Annotated in this window: 22 protein-coding genes and 2 pseudogenes; 13 read left to right on the top strand and 11 right to left on the bottom strand. The window is 69.7% G+C overall.

What is annotated here, in order from left to right:
• The first annotated feature begins 6 nt into the window (after positions 1 to 6).
• The gene (locus ACZ5CZ_RS13895) at positions 7 to 840 is read left to right on the top strand and encodes a hypothetical protein (protein ID WP_468942497.1); all 834 of its coding nucleotides are present in this window, start codon (positions 7 to 9) and stop codon (positions 838 to 840) included.
• Between the two features lie 16 nt (positions 841 to 856).
• Here the strand turns inward: ACZ5CZ_RS13895 and ACZ5CZ_RS13890 are convergent, their stop codons facing one another.
• Positions 857 to 3,253, bottom strand: a complete 2,397-nt coding sequence (locus ACZ5CZ_RS13890) for a cation-translocating P-type ATPase (RefSeq protein ID WP_468942494.1) — start codon at positions 3,251 to 3,253, stop codon at positions 857 to 859.
• A gap of 46 nt (positions 3,254 to 3,299) precedes the next feature.
• Positions 3,300 to 3,572 (bottom strand): DUF2530 domain-containing protein, encoded by a 273-nt coding sequence (locus ACZ5CZ_RS13885; protein ID WP_450791469.1) that lies wholly within the window; start codon positions 3,570 to 3,572, stop codon positions 3,300 to 3,302.
• A gap of 168 nt (positions 3,573 to 3,740) precedes the next feature.
• On the opposite strand from ACZ5CZ_RS13885, the gene ACZ5CZ_RS13880 reads away from it, so the two are divergent.
• Complete coding sequence (locus ACZ5CZ_RS13880) at positions 3,741 to 5,192, top strand: NCS2 family permease (protein WP_468942490.1); 1,452 nt, start codon at positions 3,741 to 3,743, stop codon at positions 5,190 to 5,192.
• 16 nt (positions 5,193 to 5,208) lie between these two features.
• On the opposite strand, the gene ACZ5CZ_RS13875 is transcribed toward ACZ5CZ_RS13880, so the two are convergent.
• On the bottom strand, positions 5,209 to 5,391 hold the full coding sequence (locus ACZ5CZ_RS13875; protein WP_385842063.1) for a ribbon-helix-helix protein, CopG family: 183 nt from the start codon (positions 5,389 to 5,391) through the stop codon (positions 5,209 to 5,211).
• Positions 5,392 to 5,545: 154 nt separating this feature from the next.
• On the opposite strand from ACZ5CZ_RS13875, the gene ACZ5CZ_RS13870 reads away from it, so the two are divergent.
• A complete protein-coding gene (locus ACZ5CZ_RS13870; RefSeq protein ID WP_385842062.1) occupies positions 5,546 to 5,983 on the top strand; it encodes a MarR family winged helix-turn-helix transcriptional regulator in 438 nt (145 codons plus the stop codon).
• A 25-nt stretch (positions 5,984 to 6,008) separates the two neighbouring features.
• Complete coding sequence (locus tag ACZ5CZ_RS13865) at positions 6,009 to 7,340, top strand: MFS transporter (protein WP_385842061.1); 1,332 nt, start codon at positions 6,009 to 6,011, stop codon at positions 7,338 to 7,340.
• A 199-nt stretch (positions 7,341 to 7,539) separates the two neighbouring features.
• Here the strand turns inward: ACZ5CZ_RS13865 and ACZ5CZ_RS13860 are convergent, their stop codons facing one another.
• The gene (locus tag ACZ5CZ_RS13860; protein ID WP_468942485.1) at positions 7,540 to 8,055 is read right to left on the bottom strand and encodes a GNAT family N-acetyltransferase; all 516 of its coding nucleotides are present in this window, start codon (positions 8,053 to 8,055) and stop codon (positions 7,540 to 7,542) included.
• Positions 8,056 to 8,118: 63 nt separating this feature from the next.
• Here ACZ5CZ_RS13860 and thpR point away from each other — a divergent pair, with 63 nt between their 5' ends.
• Positions 8,119 to 8,691 (top strand): RNA 2',3'-cyclic phosphodiesterase, encoded by a 573-nt coding sequence (gene thpR, locus ACZ5CZ_RS13855; RefSeq protein WP_468942482.1) that lies wholly within the window; start codon positions 8,119 to 8,121, stop codon positions 8,689 to 8,691.
• A 157-nt stretch (positions 8,692 to 8,848) separates the two neighbouring features.
• On the opposite strand, the gene ACZ5CZ_RS13850 is transcribed toward thpR, so the two are convergent.
• The 3 genes from ACZ5CZ_RS13850 to ACZ5CZ_RS13840 all read right to left on the bottom strand — a co-directional run bounded on the left by ACZ5CZ_RS13850 (position 8,849) and on the right by ACZ5CZ_RS13840 (position 11,252).
• Positions 8,849 to 9,844, bottom strand: coding sequence for an aldo/keto reductase (locus ACZ5CZ_RS13850; protein ID WP_468942479.1), 996 nt, complete (start codon positions 9,842 to 9,844; stop codon positions 8,849 to 8,851).
• A 48-nt stretch (positions 9,845 to 9,892) separates the two neighbouring features.
• Complete coding sequence (locus ACZ5CZ_RS13845; RefSeq protein WP_468942477.1) at positions 9,893 to 10,480, bottom strand: Uma2 family endonuclease; 588 nt, start codon at positions 10,478 to 10,480, stop codon at positions 9,893 to 9,895.
• A gap of 88 nt (positions 10,481 to 10,568) precedes the next feature.
• Positions 10,569 to 11,252 (bottom strand): SGNH/GDSL hydrolase family protein, encoded by a 684-nt coding sequence (locus tag ACZ5CZ_RS13840; RefSeq protein ID WP_468942474.1) that lies wholly within the window; start codon positions 11,250 to 11,252, stop codon positions 10,569 to 10,571.
• A gap of 270 nt (positions 11,253 to 11,522) precedes the next feature.
• Here ACZ5CZ_RS13840 and ACZ5CZ_RS13835 point away from each other — a divergent pair, with 270 nt between their 5' ends.
• The 3 genes from ACZ5CZ_RS13835 (at position 11,523) to ACZ5CZ_RS13825 (ending at position 15,174) form a co-directional block, all read left to right on the top strand.
• The gene (locus ACZ5CZ_RS13835) at positions 11,523 to 12,539 is read left to right on the top strand and encodes a WD40 repeat domain-containing protein (protein WP_468942471.1); all 1,017 of its coding nucleotides are present in this window, start codon (positions 11,523 to 11,525) and stop codon (positions 12,537 to 12,539) included.
• 134 nt (positions 12,540 to 12,673) lie between these two features.
• The gene (locus tag ACZ5CZ_RS13830) at positions 12,674 to 14,194 is read left to right on the top strand and encodes a cellulase family glycosylhydrolase (RefSeq protein ID WP_468942469.1); all 1,521 of its coding nucleotides are present in this window, start codon (positions 12,674 to 12,676) and stop codon (positions 14,192 to 14,194) included.
• Between the two features lie 182 nt (positions 14,195 to 14,376).
• Positions 14,377 to 15,174, top strand: a complete 798-nt coding sequence (locus ACZ5CZ_RS13825) for a VOC family protein (RefSeq protein WP_468942466.1) — start codon at positions 14,377 to 14,379, stop codon at positions 15,172 to 15,174.
• On the opposite strand, the pseudogene ACZ5CZ_RS13820 reads toward ACZ5CZ_RS13825, so the two are convergent.
• The 3 genes and pseudogenes from ACZ5CZ_RS13820 to ACZ5CZ_RS13810 all read right to left on the bottom strand — a co-directional run.
• Positions 15,173 to 15,544 (bottom strand): annotated as a pseudogene (locus ACZ5CZ_RS13820) (hypothetical protein); the annotation flags it as partial. The gene ACZ5CZ_RS13825 and the pseudogene ACZ5CZ_RS13820 overlap by 2 nt on opposite strands.
• Positions 15,530 to 15,739, bottom strand: a pseudogene (locus ACZ5CZ_RS13815) (DUF397 domain-containing protein); the annotation flags it as partial. The pseudogenes ACZ5CZ_RS13820 and ACZ5CZ_RS13815, both read right to left, overlap by 15 nt.
• Positions 15,740 to 15,803: 64 nt before the next feature.
• Positions 15,804 to 16,016: a hypothetical protein gene (locus ACZ5CZ_RS13810; RefSeq protein ID WP_468942463.1), complete on the bottom strand. Its 213-nt coding sequence runs from the start codon at positions 16,014 to 16,016 to the stop codon at positions 15,804 to 15,806.
• A gap of 181 nt (positions 16,017 to 16,197) precedes the next feature.
• On the opposite strand from ACZ5CZ_RS13810, the gene ACZ5CZ_RS13805 reads away from it, so the two are divergent.
• Together ACZ5CZ_RS13805 and ACZ5CZ_RS13800 are read left to right on the top strand one after the other, a co-directional pair.
• On the top strand, positions 16,198 to 16,950 hold the full coding sequence (locus ACZ5CZ_RS13805; RefSeq protein WP_468942644.1) for a DUF6879 family protein: 753 nt from the start codon (positions 16,198 to 16,200) through the stop codon (positions 16,948 to 16,950).
• 18 nt (positions 16,951 to 16,968) lie between these two features.
• Positions 16,969 to 17,817 carry a helix-turn-helix domain-containing protein gene (locus tag ACZ5CZ_RS13800; RefSeq protein WP_468942460.1) on the top strand — a complete coding sequence of 283 codons (849 nt, stop codon included), beginning with the start codon at positions 16,969 to 16,971 and terminating at the stop codon, positions 17,815 to 17,817.
• A 257-nt stretch (positions 17,818 to 18,074) separates the two neighbouring features.
• Here the strand turns inward: ACZ5CZ_RS13800 and ACZ5CZ_RS13795 are convergent, their stop codons facing one another.
• On the bottom strand, positions 18,075 to 18,347 hold the full coding sequence (locus tag ACZ5CZ_RS13795) for an ATP-binding protein (protein WP_468942458.1): 273 nt from the start codon (positions 18,345 to 18,347) through the stop codon (positions 18,075 to 18,077).
• On the opposite strand from ACZ5CZ_RS13795, the gene ACZ5CZ_RS13790 reads away from it, so the two are divergent.
• The 3 genes from ACZ5CZ_RS13790 (at position 18,231) to ACZ5CZ_RS13780 (ending at position 19,744) form a co-directional block, all read left to right on the top strand.
• Positions 18,231 to 18,557: a Scr1 family TA system antitoxin-like transcriptional regulator gene (locus ACZ5CZ_RS13790; RefSeq protein ID WP_468942455.1), complete on the top strand. Its 327-nt coding sequence runs from the start codon at positions 18,231 to 18,233 to the stop codon at positions 18,555 to 18,557. The genes ACZ5CZ_RS13795 and ACZ5CZ_RS13790 overlap by 117 nt on opposite strands.
• Complete coding sequence (locus ACZ5CZ_RS13785) at positions 18,554 to 18,733, top strand: DUF397 domain-containing protein (protein WP_468942453.1); 180 nt, start codon at positions 18,554 to 18,556, stop codon at positions 18,731 to 18,733. The genes ACZ5CZ_RS13790 and ACZ5CZ_RS13785 overlap by 4 nt, the downstream gene beginning before the upstream one ends.
• A gap of 96 nt (positions 18,734 to 18,829) precedes the next feature.
• The gene (locus tag ACZ5CZ_RS13780) at positions 18,830 to 19,744 is read left to right on the top strand and encodes an RpnC/YadD family protein (protein WP_385842045.1); all 915 of its coding nucleotides are present in this window, start codon (positions 18,830 to 18,832) and stop codon (positions 19,742 to 19,744) included.
• Positions 19,745 to 19,746: the final 2 nt, after the last annotated feature.

The following is a 19,746-nucleotide window of genomic DNA, read 5'->3' as shown; positions in this document are numbered from 1 at the left end:
ACGCACATGCGCATTCGTGCCACCGTGGCCGCCGTCTCCGGCGCCCTGGCCCTCTCCGCCTTCGCCGTCCCGGCCGCGCACGCGACCGGGACCGACGGCACGCCGTACACGCTGGACGCCCACTTCTCGAACGTCTCGATCGCGAAGGCGATCAAGGTCGGCACCAGCAGCGAGGTCAGCGCCAAGTACACCTACACGCTGACGCACGGCGCCGACGTGGACATCCACGCGAGCGACTTCCACACGGACGTCTTCCTCTACCACGGCAGCTACACCGACACCGCCCCCGAGCTGTACGGCGACAACGACGCCACCTGCACGGACGTCACGTCGACCACGGCCACCTGCACGGGGTACGTCAACATCTACCCGGCCGACGGCGACCTGAAGATCGCCTGGGCGGGCAGCTGGAACGTGGCCGCCGAGGCCATCGCCTTCAACGGCCAGGACGAGCAGAACCCCGCCGACATGAGCAAGGTCGGCTACACGGACGACAGCAGCCTCGGCACCACCCTGGTGCAGCGCTACTCCAAGCAGACCGTCGCCGCCGGCTCGACCTCGGTCTACAAGGGCAAGACCTTCACCGCCTCGGGCAAGCTCTCCCGCGCCGACTGGGACGACCACCTGTACCACGGCTACGCCAACCAGCCGGTCAAGCTCCAGTTCCGCAAGGCCGGCACCACCACGTACACCACCGTCAAGACCGTGTACACCGACTCCTACGGCAACCTGAAGACCAGCGCCACCGCGAACTACAGCGGCTACTGGCGCTACAGCTTCGCCGGCACCTCCACCACCCCGGCGGCCACCGCCACGGGCGTGTACGTCGGCGTGAAGTAACCCCCTTCCGGGCACCTCACTCGGGAACGCGGCGGTCGACCCACTTCCAGGCACCCTCCAGGGCGGCCGCCGCCAGCACCGCGATGCCCACGGCGGTCCACGGCATCGCCAGCCCCACGAGCCTCAGCGCGAAGAACTCCTGGAGCGCCGGGACGGCGAGGACCAGCAGGAACGCCACGCCCATCGCCGCCACCAGGACCACCCGCCACCAGGTGTAGGGGCGGGCGACGATCGCCAGGACCCACATGGAGACCAGGAACAGGGTCAGCGTGGCCGCGCTGGTCTCCGCGTCCAGCCGGCCGGGGCCGGTGTAGTAGTGCCGGGCGGTCAGATACGTCACGAAGGTGGCCAGGCCCGCCACCAGCCCGCCCGGCACCGCGTACCGCATGACCCGGCGCACGAAGTGCGGTCTCGCCCGCTCCCGGTTGGGGGCGAGGGCCAGGAAGAAGGCCGGGACGCCGATGGTGAGCGTGGACAGCAGCGTCAGGTGCCGGGGCAGGAACGGGTACTCCACCTGCCAGCAGACCACCAGCACCGCCAGCAGCACCGAGTACACCGTCTTGACCAGGAACAGCGTCGCCACCCGCGTGATGTTGCCGATCACCCGGCGGCCCTCGCCGACCACCGAGGGCAGGCTCGCGAAACTGTTGTCCAGCAGCACGATCTGCGCCACCGCGCGCGTGGCCTCCGCGCCCGACCCCATGGCCACCCCGATGTCGGCGTCCTTCAGGGCGAGGACGTCGTTCACGCCGTCGCCGGTCATCGCGACCGTGTGCCCGCACGACTGGAGCGCGCCGACCATGTCCCGCTTCTGCCGTGGGGTGACCCGCCCGAAGACGGTGCCCGCCTCCAGCGCCCGGGCCATCCCCGCCGGGTCGGCCGGCAGCCGCCGCGCGTCCACGGCCGACCCGTCGAGCCCCAGCTTGGCCGCGACCGCGCCCACCGACACCGCGTTGTCCCCGGAGACGACCTTGGCGCGGACGTCCTGGTCGGCGAAGTAGCGCAGGGTGTCGGCCGCGTCGGGCCGCAGCCGCTGTTCCAGCACCACCAGGGCGGTGGGCCGGGCACCCCGGGCCGGCTCGGGGTCGTCCAGCTCACGGGCGGCCCGGGCCAGCAGCAGCACCCTGAGCCCCTGCTCGTTGAGCCGCTCGGTCTCGGCCAGCGCGGGGTCCCCGTCGCCGAGCAGCACGTCCGGGGCGCCGAGCAGCCAGGTACTGGTCTCGCCGTCGCCCTCGCTGAACGCGGCCCCGCTGTACTTGCGGGCCGAGGAGAACGGCAGCGACTCCACACAGCGCCAGTCCTCGCTGTCCGGGCAGGCGTCGATGATCGCCTGGAGGGAGGCGTTGGGGCGCGGGTCGGACTCGCCGAGCGCGCCGAGCACCTGCCGTACGTACGGCTCTTCCGCCCCGTCCAGCGGCCGCAGCTCGGTGACGTCCATGCCGCCCTCGGTGAGCGTGCCGGTCTTGTCCAGGCAGACGGTGTCGACCCGGGCCAGCCCCTCGATGGCGGGCAGCTCCTGTACCAGGCACTGCTGCCGGCCCAGCCGGATGACGCCGACCGCGAAGGCGACGGAGGTGAGCAGGACCAGCCCCTCCGGGACCATCGGCACGATCCCGCCGACGGTGCGGGCCACGGAGTCCTTCAGATCGTTGCTCTTGACCACGAGCTGGGTGACGACGAGCCCGATCGCGGCCGGGACCATCATCCAGGTGACGTACTTGAGGATCGTGGAGATGCCGGTGCGCAGCTCGGAGTGGACCAGGGTGAAGCGGGAGGCCTCCTCGGCGAGCTGGGCGGCGTAGGCCTCCCGGCCGACCTTGGTCGCCTGGTAGGCGCCGCCGCCCGCGACGACGAAGCTGCCGGACAGGACGGCGGCACCGGGGCGTTTCACCACCGGGTCGGCCTCCCCGGTGAGCAGCGACTCGTCGATCTCCAGCCCCTCGGCCTCCACGCAGACGCCGTCCACGACGACCTTGTCGCCGGGCCCGATCTCCAGCAGGTCGCCGAGGACGATCTCACGGGTGGGGATCTCCACGGCGGTGCCGTCGCGCCGTACGGTCGGCCGCGTCTCCCCGATCACCGCGAGCGAGTCCAGGGTCTGCTTGGCCCGCCACTCCTGGATGATGCCGATGCCGGTGTTGGCGAGGATCACGAAGCCGAAGAGGCTGTCCTGGATCGGCGCCACGAAGAGCGTGATCAGCCACAGCACGCCGATGATCGCGTTGAACCGGGTGAACACGTTCGCCCGGACGATCTCCCCGAGCGACCGGCTGCTGCGCACCGGTATGTCGTTGACCTGCCCGCGCGCCCGCCGCTCGGCCACCTCGGCCCCGGTCAGCCCGGCCGGCCCGGTCGCCGGCGGGGCCACCGGATGCACGGGGTCCAGCTCGGCGCCCGCGTCTGTGTGGGTCATGCATTCGACGGTACGTACAGATCCGCCGGGCCGCCCACCGATGGCGTCACTCGGCCGGGGCAGCGGTCCTCTTGATCGCCGCGTCCCGTTTGATCGCCGCGTCCCGCCTGCGGACGTACCAGACGCCGATCAGGCCCAGCCCGCCGCCGGCCAGGCAGGTCCACAGCCACCAGGTGTGGTGGTGGTCCGCGAACCAGCCGTAGAAGGGGAGCTGCACCAGGAAGAGGACGAACCACACGATGGTGCCGCCGGTGATCGTGGCGACCACGGGCCCCTCCAGGGGCTCCGGCGCCTCGTGCTTGGGGGTCCACTTAGCCATGGGCACAGCTTAAGCCGACCGGCTGTCTCTCTTGCTGGACGTATCTACGCGCGGAGATAGCGATCTGCGGCTCATACGTTCATACTGAAACCGTTTGTCTTTGACCGCTTCTGTTCGTATGAAACGCCAACGAGGCTCGGGGGAACCCTCTTGGTGATGAGGTCTCGCATGTCCACCTCGGCACCTGCCAAGGTCCCCACCCCCGGCAAGCCGGACGGGGTGCCCGCTCAGAGCGCTCTCGACCGCTACTTCAAGATCTCCGAGCGCGGCAGCTCCGTCGTCCGGGAGATCCGTGGCGGTTTCGCCACCTTCTTTGCGATGGCGTACATCATCGTGCTGAACCCGATCATCCTGGGCAGCGCGAAGGACATGTACGGTCACCACCTGGACAACGGCCAGCTGGTGACCGCCACCGCGCTGACGGCCGCCTTCACCACCCTCCTCATGGGCGTCATCGGCAACGTCCCGATCGCGTGCGCCGCCGGCCTCGGCGTGAACTCCGTGGTCGCGCTCCAGCTGGCGCCCCGGATGACCTGGCCGGACGCGATGGGCATGGTCGTCCTGGCCGGCTTCGTGGTGATGCTGCTCGTGGCCACCGGTCTGCGGGAGCGCGTGATGAACGCGGTGCCGTTCGGTCTGCGCAAGGCGATCTCGATCGGTATCGGCCTGTTCATCATGCTGATCGGTCTGGTCGACTCCGGTTTCGTCAGCCGTATCCCGGACGCCGCCCAGACCACCGTCCCGCTCCAGCTCGGCACGGGCGGTCATCTGCTCGGCTGGCCGGTGCTGATCTTCATCCTCGGTGCGCTGCTGACCTTCGCGCTGATCGTCCGCAAGGTGCCGGGCGCGATCCTGATCTCGATCGTCGGCATGACCGTCCTCGCGATGATCATCGACGCCGTCGCCAAGGTGCCGTCCTGGGGTCTGACGGTCCCGAAGTGGCCCGGCAACCCGGTCGCCAGCCCCGACTTCGGCCTGGTCGGCAAGGTCAGCCTGTTCGGCGGCTTCTCCAAGGTCGGCGTGCTGACCGGCGTCCTCTTCGTCTTCACGGTCCTGCTGTCGAGCTTCTTCGACGCGATGGGCACGATCATGGGCGTCAGCGACGAGGCCAAGCTGACCGACGCCCAGGGCTACATGCCCGGCATCAACAAGGTCCTCTTCGTCGACGGCCTCGCGGTCGCGGCGGGCGGCGCCAGCTCCGCCTCGGCCAACACCGCGTTCGTGGAGTCCACGGCCGGTGTCGGCGAGGGCGCCCGCACGGGCCTCGCGAACGTGGTCACCGGCGCGCTCTTCGCCGTCGCCCTGTTCCTCACCCCGGTCGCCACGATGGTCCCGTCCCAGGCGGCCACCCCGGCGCTGATCGCGGTCGGCTTCCTGATCCTGTCCAACTCGATCAAGGAGATCGACTGGGCGGACTACACGATCGCGATCCCGGCCTTCGTGACGATGCTGATGATGCCGTTCACCTACTCGATCACGAACGGCATCGGCATGGGCTTCATCACCTTCGTGGTGCTGCGCCTGGTCGCCGGACGCGGCCGGGAGATCCCGGTCCCGATGTACGTCGTCTCGGCGGTCTTCGCCTTCTTCTACCTGATGCCGGCCCTGGGTCTGACCTGACCCGCTCCCTACGGCGTCAGGTGACCCCGTAGAACCTCTCCGTCTCCTCGACGGCGGTCTGGAACCGCTCGTCGAAGTCGTCCCGGATGAGCGTGCGGACCACATAGTCCTGCACGCTCATTCCTCTTTTCGCCGCGTGATGCCGGAGCCGTTCGAGCAGCTCCCCGTCTATCCGCAGGCTGAGCACACTGGTCGCCATGCGTACGAGGGTCGCCACACCCGGCCGTCCACTGTGTTCCTTTCCGGAACCGTGTCACCCATACGGGTGATCAAAGGGTTCAGTGGCGGGTGTCACGGGCATTCACGCGCGTCCCGGTGGTCCTTAGTCAGGGTAATGAGTTACTCTAAAGAACATGCAGGACCTCACCCATGGCGACGACGCGGCCGCCGTGAACTCACTCCGCTCCGCCGTGATGCGGCTGTCCCGTCGCCTCAAGCACCAGCGGGTCGACGAGTCGCTGAGCCCCACCGAGATGTCGGTGCTCGGCACCCTGGCCCGCTGCGGCAGCGCCACCCCGGGCGAGCTCGCCCGCAAGGAACACGTCCAGCCGCCGTCGATGACCCGCATCGTCGCACTGCTGGAGGCCAAGGGGCTGGTCCGGCTGGAGCCGCACCCCGAGGACCGGCGTCAGAAGGTCGTCACCCAGACCGAGCAGGCCGAGGCCATGCTCGAGGAGAGCCGCCGCAAGCGGAACGCATTCCTCGCCGGTCTGGTCGAAGGCCTGGACGACGAGGAGTGGGCGACCCTGCGCGCCGCCGCCCCGGTCCTGGAGAAGCTCGCACACCTGTAAGCGCGGCCTGAGGAGGCGAACCCTTTTGAGTACGGGACCCGGAACACCTTCCGCCCCCGCACCGACCACCCACAACCCCCGCACGTCCTCGATGTTCAGCTCGCTGAGGATCCGGAACTACCGCCTCTTCTTCCTCGGCCAGGTCGTCTCCAACACCGGCACCTGGATGCAGCGCATCGCCCAGGACTGGCTGGTCCTGAGCCTCACCGGCTCCTCCGCGGCCGTGGGCATCACCACCGCCCTCCAGTTCCTGCCGATGCTCCTCCTCGGCCTGTACGGCGGCGTCCTCGTCGACCGCCTGCCCAAGCGCCCGACGCTGCTGGTGACCCAGACGGCAATGGCCCTGACCGGCCTCGCGCTCGCCTTCCTGACCCTGTCCGGCCATGTCCAGGTCTGGCACGTCTACGTCGCCGCCCTCGCCGTCGGCCTCGCCACCGTGGTCGACAACCCGGCCCGCCAGTCCTTCGTCTCCGAGATGGTCGGCCCCGAGCAGCTCCAGAACGCGGTCAGCCTCAACTCGGCGAACTTCCAGTCCGCCCGTCTCGTCGGCCCCGCCGTCGCCGGTCTCCTGATCACCGGCGTGGGCACCGGCTGGGCGTTCCTCGCCAACGGCCTGTCCTTCGCCGCGCCCATCGCCGGCCTGCTGCTGATGCGCGCCCGCGAACTGCACGTGGTCGAGCGCGCGCCGCGCGGCAAGGGCCAGCTGCGGGAAGGGTTGCGCTATGTGGCCGGCCGGCCGGAGCTGGTCTGGCCGATCGTCCTGGTCGGCTTCATCGGCACCTTCGGCTTCAACTTCCCGGTCTGGCTCACCGCCTACGCGGACCACATATTCCACGCCGGCGCCGGCTCCTACAGCCTCTTCAACACCCTGATGGCCGCCGGCTCCCTGTGCGGCGCCCTGCTGGCCGCCCGCCGTGGCACGGCCCGGCTGCGCGTCCTGATCGCCGCCGCGCTGGCCTTCGGCGTCCTGGAGACCGTGGCCGCGCTGGCCCCGTCGTACTGGCTGTTCGCGCTCCTCATGGTGCCGATCGGCATCGCCGGCCTCACGGTCAACGTCACCGCGAACACCGCGGTGCAGATGGCCACCGACCCCGCCATGCGGGGCCGGGTGATGGCCCTGTTCATGATGGTCTTCATGGGCGGCACACCGCTGGGCGCGCCGATCGTCGGCTGGATCACCGACACCTACGGCCCCCGGGTGGGTTTCGCCTGCGGCGGCCTCATCTCGGCGGGCGCCGCGGTCGCCATCGGCCTGATCCTCACCCGGGTCGGCGGCCTCCGGGTATCGCTCCGCTGGCATCGCGGCCACCCCCGCCTGCACTTCATCCCGAAGGAGGAGCTGGCGGCGGCCGCCTGAGGGGGGCTGCGGCTCGGATGCCGGGTGCGGGTAGCTGCGGGCCGGTCGCGCAGTTCCCCGCGCCCCTTCGGGCGCGCTAGCTGCGGGCAGTCGTGCCGCTGGGGGCGGCACGGGTGGGCGCAGCGGCACCCCGCAAGCGCGGGTGAGCGGAACACCCCCCGGCCAGCCACAGCACACGGCACCCGGCAAGCCAAGTCCGCTACAGCACCCTCTTCGCCAGCACCTGCCCCGGCCACGCCTCCTCGCCCACCGTGAACGCCTCGGTCCGGATGAACCCGTTGCCCTCGTAGTAGGCGACCAGCTTCCCGTCGTCCCCCGCATAACAGTCCACCCGCAGCAAGGACACCCCGGCCCGCCGCGTCTCCTCCGCCGCGTGCGCGAGCAGCGCCGCCCCCGCTCCCCGCCCCCTGAACCGCCGGTCGGTGGCGAAGAGGTGGATGTACCGCTCGGGCTCGTCGGCGGGCTCCAGATACGCCCCCGGGCGCTTGCTCAGGGTCAGCGTGGCGGCCGGCGTGCCGTCTATCTCGGCGATGTACGGGGTGCCCTCGGCGGCGTACCGGTGCACCAGCTCCACGGCCCGCTCGTTCGTCGACCACGGCTCGGTCCCCCACTGCCCGGTCCGCCCCTGTGAGACGAGCCACTCCACGGCGCTGTCGAGCATGCCGAGGATGAGGGGAGCGTCGTCGCGGCCACCGGTGCGGATGCTGATCGTCATGGGCCCATCCTGCCCGCGCCGTCATGGGGAGGCGACGGCATTTCGGTCTGGGATGGTGAGGGCATGAGACTCTTCGCCGCCGTACTGCCCCCGGAGGACGTCACCCGCCAACTCGCCGCCGAAGTGGACCGGTTGAAGCAGCTGCCGGGTGCCGCCGGCCTGCGCTGGACGGGCCGCCCCGGCTGGCACTTCACCCTCGCCTTCTACGGCGAGGTCGCCGACGATCTCGTACCGGACCTGTCGGACCGGCTGGCCCGCGCGGCCCACCGTACGGACCCCTTCGAGCTGGCACTCTCCGGCGGGGGCCAGTTCGGGCAGGGCCGGGCGCTGTGGACCGGGGCGTCGGGCGGGGTGGAGGCGCTGCGCCTGCTGGCCGACCACGCCGAGGCGGCGGCCCGCAAGGCGGGCGTGCCGATGGGCGAACACCGCCGCTACAAGGCCCACCTGACGCTGGCCAGGAGCCGGGAGGCGGTCGACGTACGGCCGTATGTGCAGCTCCTGCGCGAGTTCAGCTCAGACACCTGGACCGTGACCGACCTGGCCCTGGTGCGCAGCAACCTGCCCCGGTCCGGAGTGCCGGGGGAACAGCCCCGGTACGAGGCGGTCGCCCGCTGGGCACTGGGCGGGGCCGGTTAGGCTCGATGGCGTGGACCCGAAGACGCGGAACCGGATCATGGCCGGTGTGTTGGTGTTGATGTTCGCGGTCGTCGCCTTGGCGTCGGCCGTCAGGTAGCGCCCGGGGGCCTGCGGGGCCGCATCTCGCATGCGCCCCCGCGCCCCCGTGCACCCTCGGTCACCAGGCGAAGGCCTCCGGCGACGGTCCCGGCCCCGGGAAGATCTCGTCCAGGCCGGCCAGCACCTCCTCGCTCAGCTCCAGCTCGACCGCCCGCAGCGCGGACTCCAGCTGCTCGGCGGTGCGCGGGCCGACGATCGGGCCGGTCACCGCGGGCCGGGTGAGCAGCCAGGCCAGGGCGGCCTCGCCGGGCTCCAGGCCGTGCTTGTCGAGGAGATCCTCGTACGACTGGACCCGGGCGCGGGCGGCCGGGTCGGCGAGGACCTGGGCGGCCCGCCCGGAGGCCCGGCGCGCGCCCTGCCCCTCCTTCTTGATCACCCCGCCGAGCAGGCCGCCGTGCAGCGGGGACCAGGGGATGACCCCGAGGCCGTACTCCTGCGCGGCCGGGAGCACCTCCATCTCGGCGCGCCGCTCGTAGAGGTTGTACAGGCACTGCTCGCTGACCAGGCCGAGGGTGCCGCCGCGGCGGGCGGCGGTCTCGTTGGCCTGGGCGATCTTGTAGCCGGGGAAGTTGGAGGAGCCGGCGTAGAGGATCTTGCCCTGCTGGACCAGGACGTCGATGGCCTGCCAGATCTCCTCGAAGGGGGTGTTCCGGTCGATGTGGTGGAACTGGTAGACGTCGATGTGGTCGGTCCGCAGCCGCTTCAGACTGGCGTCGATGGCCCGCCGGATGTTGAGGGCGGAGAGCTTGTCGTGGTTGGGCCAGACGTCGTCGCCGTCCGCGCCCATGTGCGCGTACACCTTGGTGGCGAGCACGACCTTGTCGCGCCGTCCGCCGCCCTGGGCGAACCAGTTGCCGATGATGCTCTCGGTCCGGCCCTTGTTCTCGCCCCATCCGTAGACGTTGGCGGTGTCGAAGAAGTTGATGCCCGCGTCCAGCGCCGCGTCCATGATGGCGTGGCTGTCGGCCTCCTCGGTCTGCGGACCGAAGTTCATCGTCCCGAGGACGAGCCGGCTGACCTTGAGCCCCGTGCGTCCAAGCTGCGTGTACTTCATGGTCCACCAGCCAACGTCCTGGAGTGCGCTCAAGGCAAGGGGAGTTGGTCAGTCGCGGGGGAACTCGTCGGTCCTGAGGGTGAGGCCGAGGGGGGTGGTGGTCATGTCGAGGTCCACCCCGAAGACGACGGTCAGCTCGCTGAGGTACTCGCCGTCCTTGGGCTGGGTGTGCAGATGGCACCTGCCCTGGTACGGGTCGACGATGAGGTAGACGGGGACTTCGGCGGTGGCGTAGGCGGTCTTCTTGGGGCCGTAGTCGTTGCGCGCGGTGTCCTTGGAGATGACTTCGGCGACGAATTCGACGTCCTGATAACGAAAGCGGCCTTTGTCGTCCTTTACGGATCCCTTGGCCAGCGCTGCCACATCACAGGCGAAACCGTTCAGATGCCCCGGGAAGTCGATGCGTACGTCTGATGCCAGCCGCTCGATCGGATACGTGCTCCGCAACTGATCCAGGACGCGGAAAATGATCTCCCAGTGGTTGGCCCGCTGCGGCGACATGAAGATGTGCCCCCCGACGATCTCGACTTTCGTTCCCTCGGGGATGGGCATCTTGTCGAGCCACTCGAACATGACGTCCAGAGTCAGCTCGCCGCTCTCCTCGGCCATCTCGATCCTGTCTTCGAGGACGGTCATCGTGGCGCTCCTCCCCGGCTGCCCACGGACAAGTGCAGCCGCGCGGTTCAACGATACGCACGGTGACGAGGAGACGCCGCAAATCAGGTCAATCCGTTCCGGCCACGAACATCTGTCCGAGTCCCCACGCCTCCCGCATCGCCCCGGCGAACGCCCCCGCGATCCGGTGCTCACCGCTCGCGTTGGGATGGGTGCCGTCGTAGGTGTCGGTGTGGATGTCGTACGGCCGTGGCGGCGAGGCCAGCAGGATGGGCGAGCGGGGTTCGTCCAGGTCGGCGGCCGTTTTCGCGAGGAGGTCGTTGAAGAGGTCGACCTGTGCGGCGAAGGGCTCGTCGGCCTCGGCCCGTATGTTCGGTATGACCGGCAGCAGCACCATGCGGATGCGCGGGTTCGCCGCGCGGGCGCCGGTGACGAAGGCCCGTACGTTCTCCGCGGTCTGCTCGGCGTTGGTGTAGAAGCCCAGGTCGATCAGGCCGAGCGAGACCAGCAGCACATCCGCCCGGTGCTCCCGCACCGCCGGGCCGATCAGCGGGGCCATGTGCAGCCAGCCCTCGCCCCAGCCGGCCAGGTGGGCGCGGGGAAAGTCGGGCTCGGCGTAGGCGAGGGAGGTCGGGGCCTCGGTCTGCTTGTCGTACAGCGTCTCGCGCGGGCCGACGAAGGTGAAAGGACCGTCGTACGCCGTGCACAGATGCCGCCACAGCCGGTAACGCCATGTGTGTTCGCCCGCGCTTCCGATGGTCATGGAGTCGCCTACGGGCATGAACCTGAGCATCCGCTCATGATGGACGATCACGCGTACGCATGGGATGTGAGGGCCGCCACGCGGGCCGCTACGTGGGCCACCCCTGGGCCACCATCCGTGGGAGCCGTGGGCCACCCCTGGGCCACCACCCGTGGGAGCCGTGGGCCACCCCTGGGCCACCATCCGTGGGAGCCGTGGGCCACTCCTGGGCCACCACCCGTGGGGCCCCTGGGTCACCCCTGCGCCACCACCTGGCCGCCTCGGCCGGTGAACGCGGAGCGGGGATGGCAGGCTTGGGGGATGCGTCGATCGTCCGCCCGCCTCGCCCGAGCCCTGTCCGCCGGAGCGCTGCTCGCCGGCGTCTGCGCGCTGCCCGCGGTCCCCGCCTCCGCCGCCCCGGCCGACGGCGCCGGTGACCAGGGGTTCACCCTGAAGGACCCGAGGATCGCCGAGTCCAGCGGGCTCGCCGCCTCGCATCTGCACCCCGGCATCTACTGGACGCACAACGACAGCGGCGACGGGCCGTACATCTACGCCGTGGACAGCGCTACCGGGAAGACGGTCGCCCGTGTCACCCTGCGCGGTGTCGGCTCCCCGCGCGATGTGGAGGCGATCTCCGTCGGCCCGCACGACGAGATCTACGTCGGCGACATCGGTGACAACTTCGGCGGCAGATGGCCGTACGTCTGGATCTACCGGCTGCCCGAGCCGAAGGTCCTCAAGGACCAGACGGTCACCGCCACGCAGTACGTGGTGAAGTACGAGGACGGTCCGCGGGACGCCGAGTCGCTGGTCGTCCACCCGAAGACCGGGCGCGTCTACATCATCGACAAGAAGCAGGACGGCGGGCATCTCTACGAGGGCCCGGCCACCCTCTCCACCTCCGGCGCGAACATCTTCAAGCCCGTCGCCCCGGTCGACCTGTGGGCCACCGACGCGGCCTTCTCCCCGGACGGCCGGCAGCTCGCCGTGCGCGGCTACTTCGGCGGCATCTACTACGACTGGAACGGCGGCCGGATCAAACGCGCGGGCCAGCTGGACGTGCCGTTGCAGGGGCAGGGGGAGGGTCTCACCTACTCCCCGGACGGGGCGAAGCTGCTGTACAGCAGCGAGGGCGCGGAGAGTGCGGTGGAGGCGAAGGACGCGCCCGGCCGGCCCTCCGACGACGAACCGGGCGGCAGCGCCAACGCGGCCTCCGGGGGCGGCTCGGGTCTCGCCGGGTTCGGGAGCGGCTCCGGTGTCGGGGTCGGCGCGGCCGTCATCGCCGTGGGCGCCCTCGCCCTGCTCGGGCTGCGCAGGCTGCGCCGACGGGGGTGAGGGGACTGAGCGGCGCCCGCCGTTCCCGACCGAGATCTTGACGTGCGCATGGTCTCCGGGTTGTCTGGAGGCGAGCGGTTTATGGGAGCGCTCCCATAGTTCCGGGGCCGCACCTCCGAGAGGAGACCAGGCACATGTTCCGCAGTTTGCGAAGAGCCCTGTGCGCGGCCGGGGCGGCACTCCTGTTGCCCCTGGCGGGGCTGGCCGGGGCGCAGACCGCCCACGCGGACACCGCACCCGGGGCCGGTTACTGGCACACCAGCGGCCGTCAGATCCTGGATGCGGCCGGTCACCCGGTGCGTATCGCCGGGGTCAACTGGTTCGGCTTCGAGACCACCAACAAGGTGGTCCACGGCCTGTGGTCCCGGGACTACAAGAGCATGATCGACCAGATGCGGTCGCTCGGCTACAACACCATCCGGCTGCCCTACAGCGACGACATCTTCAAGCCGGGCGCGATGCCCGACAGCATCGACTTCTCCGGCGGGAAGAACGCCGACCTCCAGGGCCTGACCTCGCTCCAGGTCATGGACAAGGTGGTGGCGTACGCCGGCCAGGACGGCCTGAAGGTCATCCTGGACCGGCACCGCCCGGACTCCGCGGGCCAGTCGGCGCTCTGGTACACCTCCTCCGTCCCCGAGTCGACGTGGATAGCCGACCTCAAGGCGCTGGCGACCCGGTATCTCAACCAGGACACGGTCATCGGCATCGACCTGCACAACGAGCCGCACGATCCGGCCTGTTGGGGCTGCGGCGACCAGGCCACCGACTGGCGCCTCGCCGCCGAGCGGGCCGGTGACGCGGTGCTCTCGGTCAACCCGAACCTGCTGGTCTTCGTCGAGGGTGTGCAGTCGTACAACGGCGCCTCGTACTGGTGGGGCGGCAATCTGATGGGCGTCGGCCAGTACCCGGTGCGGCTCAGCGTGCCCAACCGGGTGGTGTACTCGGCCCACGACTACGCCACCAGCGTCGCCCAGCAGAGCTGGTTCAGCGACCCGTCCTTCCCGGCCAACATGCCGGGCATCTGGGACAAGTACTGGGGCTACATCTTCAAGCAGAACATCGCCCCGGTGTGGGTCGGCGAATTCGGTACGACGCTCCAGGCGACGGTCGACCAGAAGTGGCTGGCGGCGCTGGTGAGTTACCTGAGGCCGACGTCGACGTACGGGGGCGACGCCTTCCAGTGGACGTTCTGGTCGTGGAACCCCGACTCGGGGGACACGGGCGGCATCCTCAAGGACGACTGGGCGACCGTGGACACCGCGAAGGACGGATACCTGACCAGCATCAAGGCACCGCTGTTCGGGAGCACGGGAAGCGGTGGCGGCGGGGGCGGTGGCGGTGGGGGCACCTCGGCGAGTTGCAGCGCGACCTACGCCGTCAGCAGCGACTGGGGGAGCGGCTTCAACGCCGATGTGACGGTGCGGAACACCGGCACGACCGCGCTGTCGTCCTGGAAGGTCACGTGGACGTGGAGCGGCTCGCAGCGGATCAGCACCATGTGGAACGCGACGTACACGCAGAGCGGCTCGACGGTCGCGGCCGTGAACGCGCCGCAGAACGGCAGTGTGCCGGCGGGCGGTTCGGTGAGCTTCGGCTTCGGCGCGGCGCCGGGCGGCGCCGCCGTACCGAGCGTGAGCTGCACCGCCTCCTGACGGGCGGCGGATACCGGGCCTGACCACGGCGAGGGGCCGCATCTCCCTCCGGGGGTGCGGGCCCTCGCCGCACAGCTGACGACTTTCGAGCCCGACGCGCAACCAAATCTCAGCTTTCGCCCAGCAATGCGGCAAAGTGTCCACCGGTCCATGACCCACCCACCACACTGGAGGACGCTGCCGTGCTCTCGACCGACTTCGTCCCGGGCGCGCCGAACTGGCTCGACCTCGGAACGCCCGACACCGCTGCGGCCGCCGCCTTCTACGGCGCGGTGTTCGGCTGGGAACTCCAGTCGGCCGGACCGGACGCCGGGGGCTACGGGTTCTTCCGGCTCGACGGCAAGGTGGTCGCCGGGATCGGCCCGCTGACCGAGGAGGGGGCCGCCTCCTCCTGGACGGTCTACTTCCACACCCCCGACGCGGACGCCACCGCCGAGGCAGTGAAGCGGGCGGGCGGCAGGGTGCGCATCGCCCCCGCCGACGTCTTCTCCGCGGGGCGCATGGCCCAGTTCACCGACTCCACCGGTGCGGACTTCGCCGTATGGCAGCCGGGCGAGACGGCCGGTTTCGAGACCGTCGGGGTGCCGGGGGCCCTGTGCTGGACCGAGCTGTACACCACCAACGCGGCGGCGGCTCGGGCCTTCTATGGCGCGGTGTTCTCCTGGCAGTTCCAGGACTGGCCGCTGGACGCGGAACTGGCCTACACGGTGGTGTCCCCGGCCGGGGGCGGCCAGGAGGCGGGCCAGGGCGGCATCATGCAGCTGCAACAGCAGCACCTGGACGCCGGTACCACCCCGGAGTGGCACCCCTACTTCGCGGTGGCCGACTGCGACGCCACGGTGGCCACGGCGACGGAGGCCGGCGCCACGGTGCTCATCCCGGCGATGGACGTCGAAGGAGTGGGCCGCCTGGCGATGCTCCTGGACCCGACGGGAGCAGCCTTCGCTCTGCTGACGCCGGACCCGTCGATGGGGGGCTGAGCGGACAGCCCAGCTCGCGGCGCCCTCGGTTCGGCGAACAGGTCACCAGGGCGAGGGAGAGATACGCGGGGCGTTCGAGATAGAAACCGAGCGACACGTCACCGCCCGCGGCCAGCCGCTCCCGGGCGGAGGCGAGCAGGGCCCCGAGGCGGCGGGCCTCGCGCTGCGCGCCGGAAGCGAACCGGGGGGCGAACTCGGTGAGCCGCTCACCCAGCCAGGCCGTCGCCCCCGCCGGGTCCTGCCACGTGCCCCGCACCAGCGAGCGTGGTTTGACGAGCCAGTAGGAAACCTCCAGCGGCGGCAGATCGGACGCGGGGAACTCGGCGGCGACCATGCGGTACCGCTGGACCAGCTCCGGTCTGCTGCCGGCGGCCGCCAGCTCGGCCGAGCTGAAGCGCAGCGGCTGCGCCTCCGGCCGCTTGCTGTCCCCGAGGGCCCAGGCGTCCTGGCCGATGCGGGCCAGGGTCACGCACGCCTCGCCGTCCGGGTGGGTGCTGCCTCCGCAGGCCCTCACGAACGAGGCGCCGCTGAGATCGAGTGCGTAGAGGTCGCTTCCGTTCACCATCACTGCACCTTCCTGCTGTGCTGTCGCGGCCATGACCGACCGCTTCCGCCTCTTGGGCGGAAGTTCACGAGGGCCTCCGGTGGACGCCGGAGGGGTGGTCCCGGATCTCGGTGGCATGGCGCACGGCCTGAGTGACGTCACCGGCCTGCCGGCAGGCGAGGAGCTGTCGCCAGTTGGCGGCGCAGACGTCACAGCCGGTGGCGGGAGCGCAGTCCAAGAGCCAGGCGTCGTAGCCGGCGGGCACCTGGGGCGAGCGCTGCCGTTGGGTTTTCGCCATGGCGGTCACCGTGATTCCCGAGGGGGTGTGAGTTCGGGACGACGGTAGGAGCCGGGCGGAGAATGGCGAGCGCGATATTCGAGACTATTCTCTTGCGGTCACTCTGGATGCATGGACATTCACTCAGAGGTACCGACATCCTGGGGCCACCAACATCGTCAACGCTCAGGGGGTGGTCGTCGTGGTGCGCAGGTTGCGGTTCAACGGGACGGGGAGTGGTGACGGCGGATGCCCGTCGGTGCATGAGGACTTGGACAGTGGAGAGGTGATCGTGCATGGTCCGCCGCTCACCGACCCGGAGGACATCGCACAGCTTCAGCATCTTTCGGAAGGAGAGGTCGCCGTCGTAGTGCCACGGGACGTGCTGGTCGACTGGACACCGAAGGAGCGGACGAGGCAAATGCGGACGATCGGCCTGGACGAGTTCGGTGCGCTGTTCAGCAAGTTCGAGCACACTGCCTGGCGGCTGGAGACACGTCGCCGGTACGCGAGCGACGAAGCCACCGACACCTACCGACAGTTCGTTGAGACCGGCCAGGTCGACTGGAACTTCGACAACCCCTACTGCCAGGTCATCATCGAGCAGACCGCTCGGGGCAAGCGCGTCGAGCGGGTGCGCATCGTGGATCAGCCGCCGACCACGGGTCAGCTGTACCTCCTCGACAACGCCAAGCGGAACAGTGGCATGGGCGAGGACATCCGCAATCTGACGCGCGCCGAGGCGGACCGACTCCGCCTGCCCGCAGACGACTTCTGGATCTTCGACAGCCGCCTCATCGCGCTGCTGCGCTTTGACGACGACGACCAGCTCACCCACGTGGACCTGATCACCGAGCCCGCGGAGGTGGTGCGCTGCTGCATGGTGCGGGATGCTGCTTGGCATCACGCCGTGCCGTGGCAGAAGTTCACGGCCGATATGGGCATCAGCGCGTAGGAGCAAGAGCGGGTACCGGTGGGCACGGACTATCAGAGGGCGCGGGTGGAACTGGGCCGCAGGCTCAGGGAACTGCGCATCGAGAGCCCGGATGGCCGGCTCACCGGTACGGAACTGGCCCGACGGCTGCGATGGCCCCAGTCCAAGGTCAGCAAGCTGGAGAACGGCCGGCAGACACCTACGGATGACGACCTCCGTGCCTGGGCCGAGGCCACAGGGCAGTCAGCCGCGCTCGGTGAACTGCGTGCACGGCTGAAGGGATTCGAGAGTCACATCCGCTCGTGGCGGCGCCAGCTGGCGGCAGGGCACGCCCCGGTACAGGAAACGTGGAACGCCCTCGTCCGTGATGCCCGCACTTTGCACGTGTGGGACAACTTCGCCGTCAACGGGATGCTTCAGACGGCTGAATACGCCCGGAACCTCTTTGAGCGCTCCGCAGAACTCCGGCGCTCGCCACGGGATGCGGAGGACGCGGTGCGAGCGCGCATGAAGCGGCAGGAGTGGCTCTACCAGCCAGGCAAACAGTTGAACCTGCTCATGTGGGAAGGCGCGCTGCGGGCGCAGGTGTGTCCGCCGGAGGTGCTGGTAGCCCAACTGGACCGGCTGCTGGGAGTCGTGGGCATGGACACCGTCCGCCTGGGGATCGTGCCCTGGGACGTCGCGCTGCGCCTGCCTCCGGCGAACGGGTTCTGGATCCTGGACGACCGGCTGGTCACCGTCGAGGACTGGCACGCCGAACTCTGGCTCGAAGACGCCGAAACGATCGCTCTGTACCGCCGCGTCTGGGACACCTTCGCCGAGTCGGCCGTCTTCGGCGCCGAGGCTCAGCAAGTGATCGCCCGCGTCCGCCGGAGCATCAAGGTCTGAGGACATACGGCCGGACCACGTCATCAGCGGCTTCCCACAGGGGCCCGCCGGGGTGGATCGCGGGGCTCCGCCAGCACTCCTCGTCGTACGGGAACGGCAGTTGGTGACCGGCCGCCCGGTTGAGTCTGGACCAGCGGCGCCACCGGGCGTCGTACGGGCTGGGGAGCGGCCATACGTACGGGTCGGGGGTGCGAACCTCCTGCGCGGGCTGCCAGTGATTCGTGGCGGCGGGCTTGCGGCGCAGGCGAGCGAGCATCTCATAAAGGCGCCGGAACACGGGATACCTCCGGCTTCTCGGTGAGTGAGAAACGGGCCCAGACGCACTTTGCGTACGGCTCCTGCCGATGGCCCCAGGAGTCGGAAAGCTCGTCAACCAGCGCCAGCCCGCGTCCCCGCTCCTCGTCCGGCGACGAGTGGTGAAGCAGGGGGAGCCGGTCCCGGTCGGGGTCGGACACCTCCAGCACGAGTTCCGGTTCCTCGAGTACGAGGGCGATCTCGATCTGGGCGTACGAGGTACGGCAGTGGGTCACGGCGTTGGTGACGAGTTCGTTGGTACCGAACCGACGGTCCAGGCCGTGGCCTTGGAGAATTTGAGAGGCACCTCGGTCCTGGAGGGGCAGGAAGACCTCACCGCTTACGCCAATATGTACGACCAACTACGATCGTCGGCACTGGCGCCGGATGCGAGTGCGAAGCTCATCCGGGACGTAATGCGGAGCTTGAAGGAAGACGCATCGTGACCGAGGTTATAGGCCCCTTCCTGAAGTCGTCGTACTCAGGGGCGCAGAGCAATTGCGTAGAGGTCGCCCCCACCACCGCCAACGGCCGAGCCGTCCGCGACAGCAAGCAACACAACGGCCCCCTCCTCACCGTCTCCCGCGACGCCTGGCAGGCCTTCCTCCAGCAGCTCGCGTAGGCGTCTCGGCATATTCCAGCGGCACATTCACTCATCCGGCTGACTCTGTCGCCGTACACCCCGGCTGGTCGGGCTCCCGTGGCTACGTTCCGTCGCATGGTCAGCTCACCGCATGACACCATGCACCACATCTTCCGCAAGGAGCCGGATCTGCTCGCCCGGCTCCTGCCGCGGGCGGGTATGGAGTTCCCCGAGTACCACTCGATCGAGCCGCTGGACACCGACCTCACCGAGATCAGGCCGTTGGAGCGGAGGGTCGACAGCCTCTTCCGGGTCCGGACGGCCGGGAGCGAGGGCGGTTTTCTGCTCGCCGTCGAGTCGCAGGGCAAGCCGGACCGCGACAAGCACAACAGCTGGACGTACTACGTGGCGCATCTGTACGCCAAGTACCGGCTGCCGCCCATCCTGTTGGTCGTGTGCCAGGACAAGAAAACGGCGTCCTGGGCTGCGGAGCCCATTCGCATCGGTAGCGACTTCCACACCAGCATGCAGCTCTTCCCGCTGGTGCTGGGACCGAAGAACCTGCCGGTCATCACCGACCCGGACGAGGCAGCGAAGGACCTTCCCGCCACCGTGTTCTCCGTGCTCGCCCACGCCAAAGATCCGGGTGTGCTTGCCATACTGGACGAGGTCGGGCCGGTGGTGGGGCCCCATCAGGAGTGGGCAGAAATCATCGAGATGGGTTTGGGTGATGGCCCGGCCCGTGACCACTGGAGGAAGCTGATGGACGTGTACACCCCGGTCTTCCCTGGCGCGGGCACCGTGATGGAGGAGGCTTGGCGGAAGGTCGTCGCCTACGGGGAGGCGAAGGGCGAGGCGAAGGCCGTTCTTCGGGTTCTTGATGCGCGGGGCATCGAGGTCTCCGACGCCGTCCGCGAGCGGGTCATGGCCTGCACCGAGCTCGAGGTGCTGGAAGCCTGGCTCGACCGCTCCCTGACCGCTTCGGTCGCCGAGGAGCTGTTCGCCGGGGAGGGAGAGCAGGGTTCCGGAGCCGCGAAGGGCGCCCGGTGACG

The sequence above is a fragment of the Streptomyces sp. NPDC031418 genome (genome assembly GCF_055581605.1).
This window is presented reverse-complemented; position numbering and strand designations above follow the sequence as displayed.

Coding starts and splice junctions, on each gene's coding strand:
- ACZ5CZ_RS13895 (WP_468942497.1), top strand. CDS start 7: ATGCGCATTCGTGCCACCGTGGCCGCCGTCTCCGGCGCCCTGGCCCTC.
- ACZ5CZ_RS13890 (WP_468942494.1), bottom strand. CDS start 3,253: ATGACCCACACAGACGCGGGCGCCGAGCTGGACCCCGTGCATCCGGTG.
- ACZ5CZ_RS13885 (WP_450791469.1), bottom strand. CDS start 3,572: ATGGCTAAGTGGACCCCCAAGCACGAGGCGCCGGAGCCCCTGGAGGGG.
- ACZ5CZ_RS13880 (WP_468942490.1), top strand. CDS start 3,741: ATGTCCACCTCGGCACCTGCCAAGGTCCCCACCCCCGGCAAGCCGGAC.
- ACZ5CZ_RS13875 (WP_385842063.1), bottom strand. CDS start 5,391: ATGGCGACCAGTGTGCTCAGCCTGCGGATAGACGGGGAGCTGCTCGAA.
- ACZ5CZ_RS13870 (WP_385842062.1), top strand. CDS start 5,546: ATGCAGGACCTCACCCATGGCGACGACGCGGCCGCCGTGAACTCACTC.
- ACZ5CZ_RS13860 (WP_468942485.1), bottom strand. CDS start 8,055: ATGACGATCAGCATCCGCACCGGTGGCCGCGACGACGCTCCCCTCATC.
- thpR (WP_468942482.1), top strand. CDS start 8,119: ATGAGACTCTTCGCCGCCGTACTGCCCCCGGAGGACGTCACCCGCCAA.
- ACZ5CZ_RS13850 (WP_468942479.1), bottom strand. CDS start 9,844: ATGAAGTACACGCAGCTTGGACGCACGGGGCTCAAGGTCAGCCGGCTC.
- ACZ5CZ_RS13845 (WP_468942477.1), bottom strand. CDS start 10,480: ATGACCGTCCTCGAAGACAGGATCGAGATGGCCGAGGAGAGCGGCGAG.
- ACZ5CZ_RS13840 (WP_468942474.1), bottom strand. CDS start 11,252: ATGCTCAGGTTCATGCCCGTAGGCGACTCCATGACCATCGGAAGCGCG.
- ACZ5CZ_RS13835 (WP_468942471.1), top strand. CDS start 11,523: ATGCGTCGATCGTCCGCCCGCCTCGCCCGAGCCCTGTCCGCCGGAGCG.
- ACZ5CZ_RS13830 (WP_468942469.1), top strand. CDS start 12,674: ATGTTCCGCAGTTTGCGAAGAGCCCTGTGCGCGGCCGGGGCGGCACTC.
- ACZ5CZ_RS13810 (WP_468942463.1), bottom strand. CDS start 16,016: ATGGCGAAAACCCAACGGCAGCGCTCGCCCCAGGTGCCCGCCGGCTAC.
- ACZ5CZ_RS13780 (WP_385842045.1), top strand. CDS start 18,830: ATGGTCAGCTCACCGCATGACACCATGCACCACATCTTCCGCAAGGAG.